Genomic DNA, 3,727 nt, shown 5'->3' with positions numbered 1-3,727 from the left:
TTCGGGGGGGGTTTCCACCACCCCCCCTCAGAACCGGAACCGAACCTCCCTTTTGAGCCCCGGTTTCCCCCGCTTCCCACCTTTCGAAAGCGGAGAAACCCGGGCCTCAAAGGGGAGGAGCAACAGGTTGGTGCCCGACCTGTACCGGTCTGTCGCGATCACCACCGGGGCTCGCTCGGCGAGCAGGGCCGACACGTCCTCCGGGGTCAGCGCCGGGAGGTCGGCGTGCGCGACCAGGAGGCGGCCCCGACCGTCCGCGGCGACGCCGGCGCCGCCGTCTGCGGCGACCCCCGCCCCGCCGTCTGCGGCGACCCCCGCCCCGCCGTCCGCGCTGTCGCCCGCCCCGCCGCCCGCCGCCAGCGTCTCCCGGGCGTGCTCCAGCGCGGCGTTCAGGCCCGGCCGGTCCGCGGGCTGCTCCAGCACCTCGACCGACAGCCCGGCCAGGGTCTCGCGCGTGAAGACCGGGTCGGCCGTCACCACGACCACCCGGTCGATCCCGTCGGCCGCGAGCAGCGTGGACACCACGTGCCGGGCCAGCACCCGGACCAGCCGGCGCCGCGCACCCGCGTCGAGCACCGCGGCGAGCCGGGACTTGCCCGAGACGCCGTCCCGCAGGGGCACCACCGCCGTCGTGCCCCCGCCCGGCCCGGGCGAGCGGGTCATCCGAACGCCAGCAGCTCGCGGGCCAGGCGCTCGCGGCCGGGCGGGCCGCCCATGATCGTGTCGGTGACGTGCACCGTCAGGCCGAGGTCGGCGACGGGTCCCGCGAGGTTCGCGTCGCGCTCGTCGATCACCATGACGTCGACGAGGTCCGCGTAGATCCGGGCCACGCCCAGGGCCGAGACCTCGTGCCCCAGCGACTCCAGGATCTGCGCGGCTGGTCCCTTGATCGCCTGCCCGCCCACGATGGGGCTGACCGCCACGCGCCGGCCCGGGGCGGTCGCCAACGCGTCCCGCACCCCCGGCACCGCGAGCAGCGGCTCGATGGACAGGAACGGGTTGGACGGCGCGAGCACCACCAGGTCCGCGGCCAGCGCGTCGAGCACGCCGGGGGCCGGGCGGGCGGCGTCGGCCCCGTCGAAGTGCAGGCCGAGGACGGCGTCCGCGTGCTGCCGCCCCACGAAGTACTCCTGGAAGCCGAGCCGCCCCGACGGGGTGTCGACGAGGGTCGCGAGGCGGTCGTCGGTCGCGGGCAGAACGCGCGGGCGGACGCCCATCGAGGCCGCCAGGTGCGCCGTGACGGCGGACAGGGGCTCGCCGCGGCGCAGCCACGCGGTGCGGACGATGTGGGTCGCGAGGTCCCGGTCGCCGAGCGTGAACCAGGTGTCCTCGCCGAGGTCCTTGAGCGCGGACAGGGTCGCGTACGACTCGCCGCGCAGGCCCCAGCCGCGCTCCTCGTCGTTCAGCTCGGCGAGGGTGTAGAGCACGGTGTCGATGTCGGGGGAGATGTCGAGGCCGTGCAGCTCGGTGTCGTCGCCGACGTTCACGACGACGGTCAGGGCCGGGGCCTGGTTTCCGGTGGGTGCCGCGCCGAGCGCGAGATCGAGGCCGTGCGCGAGCCGCGCACCGCCGACCCCGCCGGCGAGGAGGGTGACGTTCACGCGTCGAGCCTACGTGCGCGTCGTGCCGGTCAGTACCTCCCGGACCCGGCCGGAGGGGGCAGGATGGGGGTATGGCTGTCTTCGCGTTCTCCGTAGCCCCCATGACCGCAGGCGAGTCCGTCGCCGACCAGGTCGCCGAGGCCGTCCGCATCGTCCGGGAGTCCGGCCTCCCGAACCGGACCACCTCGATGTTCACCGAGATCGAGGGGTCCTGGGACGAGGTGATGCCGGTGATCCAGCGCGCGACCGACTCCGTCGCGCGGGGCGGCCACCGGGTGTCGCTCGTCATCAAGGCCGACATCCGGCCGGGCGCCGCCGCCGGGCAGATCGACAGCAAGATCGCCCGGGTCGAGGAGCGGCTGGCCGCCGACGAGTCGGAGACCGGCCACTCCTGAGCCGCGCGGCGCCGGGCAACTCAGGAGCGCCGGGCGCCGTCCGCGGCCTCACCCCACCAGCATGACCACGGCCAGGGCCACCATCAGGCCCGACGACGCCAGCGCCGTGCCCAGCCGGCCGCGCGGCCCGGACAGGACCCGGCCCAGCAGCGTCCCGCCGAGGGCCAGCACGAGCTGCCACGACGCCGACGCCAGGAACGCGGCGACCCCGAACACGACGGCGGCGACCGGCGCGGCGCCGGTCGCCGCCGCGTCGGGCAGCAGCGCGCCGCCGGTGACGACCACGGCGAAGAACAGGACGGTGCCGGGGTTGATCGCGGTGATCGCGACGAACCTGCCGAAGGCGCGCGGCGCGCTGAGCGGGTCGGTGCGCGTCTCGCCGCCCGACGCCGCCCGCTCGCGCCACGCGGTCCGCGCGCCGTGGGCGGCGAGCACCACGAGCACGACGGCGGACGCGATCCGGAGCGGACCGGCGACGGGCTGCACCAGGTCGGCGACGATGGTGCCGAAGAGGCCGGTGACCAGGGCGTAGGCGCCGTCCACCGTCGCGATCCCGAGAGCCCCGGCCGCGCCGACCCGCCACGGGTGCCGGGCGGCCAGCCCCACGAGGTACGACGCGACGGGTCCCACCGGCAGCGCGACGGCGTAGCCGGCGACCAGGCCGGCGAGCAGGACGGGCCACAGCGTGGGCGCGGCGCTCGTCATGGCCCGGGACCCTAGACGTGACAGGACCCCGGGACAAGTCTCACTACACCTTCACCCCCGTGTTTCCGGACTCTTGCCAGGGGCCTTTAGGCTAAGGCGGACCGATGCCGCAGGACCCTGGGAGATCACGAGATGCCATTGTTCGAGGTCGATACCCAACGGCCACTCCTCGTGACGTCGGCCAACGGCCCGGACGGCTCCGAACCCGGCCTGAAGACCACGGCCAACCAGGTGGTCGACTCCCACATCGACGGGCTCCTCGGTGAAGAGGTCTTCCCGATCGCGCAGGGCTCCGGCCCGGACGAGCCCCACCTGCTCGCCCTCGACGCGTCGGGCTCGCCCGTCGTCGTGGAGCTCGTGGCGGACCTGGACCGCGAGAACCTGGCCAAGGCGCTCGACCACGCAGGCGCCGCCGGGCGGCTCACCCGTGCCGAGCTCGCGGCGCGCTACCGCGGCGGGGCCAGCTCGTTCCAGCACGACGTCGCGGCGTTCTACGACAGCGTGCCGATCACCCGCACGCAGGCCGGCAAGAACGGCGGCGGCGGCGCACGGCTCATCATCATCTGCCAGAACGCGCCCGACGAGATCCTCAACGCCGTCGACTTCCTGCGCCAGCCCTCGATGCCCGTCGAGGTGCTGAAGATGGGCGTCGTGAACTCGAACGACGGCCGCAAGTTCCTCGACGTGTCGCCGCTCGTGGTGCACCTGCCGCCCGGCCTGCCGGCCCCGAAGTCGGCGCCGATCGGCGGCACCATCACGAGCTCGATGAAGGGCTCGGTCAGCACGTCGATGGACACGGGCGTCACCGGCGGCGTGACCGGCGGGGCCTCGGCGCCCAAGGACGCCTTCGAGGAGGGCGTGAAGGTCGGCTACGCCCTCACGGGCAAGATGCCGGTCGTCGCCCAGGCCCCGCAGCCCCGGTCCGAGCGCCCCGCGCCGCCCAAGCCGCCCGTGGCCGACGGCCCGTCGGCCGGCCCCACCAACGCCGCGACCGGCCTCCGGTCGGGCCTCCGCGGGGGTGCGCAG

The 3,727-nt window shown here is 75.0% G+C and carries 4 protein-coding genes and 1 pseudogene; 2 read left to right on the top strand and 3 right to left on the bottom strand.

Annotated elements, in window-relative coordinates; genetic code table 11:
- Positions 1-27: 27 nt before the first annotated feature.
- Both ACFV9Q_RS28690 and cofD read right to left on the bottom strand, forming a co-directional pair.
- Complete coding sequence (locus ACFV9Q_RS28690) at positions 28-663, bottom strand: NTP transferase domain-containing protein (RefSeq protein WP_377237237.1); 636 nt, start codon at positions 661-663, stop codon at positions 28-30.
- Positions 660-1,601: a 2-phospho-L-lactate transferase gene (cofD, locus tag ACFV9Q_RS28685; RefSeq protein ID WP_377237236.1), complete on the bottom strand. Its 942-nt coding sequence runs from the start codon at positions 1,599-1,601 to the stop codon at positions 660-662. Before cofD ends, ACFV9Q_RS28690 begins: the two co-directional genes overlap by 4 nt.
- A gap of 71 nt (positions 1,602-1,672) precedes the next feature.
- Between cofD and ACFV9Q_RS28680 the strand changes: the two genes are divergently transcribed.
- Entirely contained in the window at positions 1,673-1,996 is a 324-nt protein-coding gene (locus ACFV9Q_RS28680; RefSeq protein ID WP_020017921.1) for a thiamine-binding protein, read from the top strand.
- A 48-nt stretch (positions 1,997-2,044) separates the two neighbouring features.
- Here the strand turns inward: ACFV9Q_RS28680 and ACFV9Q_RS28675 are convergent, their stop codons facing one another.
- Positions 2,045-2,701 (bottom strand): LysE family translocator, encoded by a 657-nt coding sequence (locus ACFV9Q_RS28675; RefSeq protein ID WP_377237235.1) that lies wholly within the window; start codon positions 2,699-2,701, stop codon positions 2,045-2,047.
- 132 nt (positions 2,702-2,833) lie between these two features.
- On the opposite strand from ACFV9Q_RS28675, the pseudogene ACFV9Q_RS28670 reads away from it, so the two are divergent.
- Positions 2,834-3,727: pseudogene (locus tag ACFV9Q_RS28670) on the top strand (hypothetical protein); the annotation flags it as partial.

The organism is Promicromonospora sp. NPDC059942 (assembly GCF_042731755.1).
Taxonomy (GTDB): domain Bacteria; phylum Actinomycetota; class Actinomycetes; order Actinomycetales; family Cellulomonadaceae; genus Promicromonospora.
Note: the sequence above shows the minus strand (reverse complement) of the source record. Positions and strands in the feature narration are given on the sequence as shown.

Coding starts and splice junctions, on each gene's coding strand:
- ACFV9Q_RS28690 (WP_377237237.1), bottom strand. CDS start 663: ATGACCCGCTCGCCCGGGCCGGGCGGGGGCACGACGGCGGTGGTGCCC.
- ACFV9Q_RS28680 (WP_020017921.1), top strand. CDS start 1,673: ATGGCTGTCTTCGCGTTCTCCGTAGCCCCCATGACCGCAGGCGAGTCC.
- ACFV9Q_RS28675 (WP_377237235.1), bottom strand. CDS start 2,701: ATGACGAGCGCCGCGCCCACGCTGTGGCCCGTCCTGCTCGCCGGCCTG.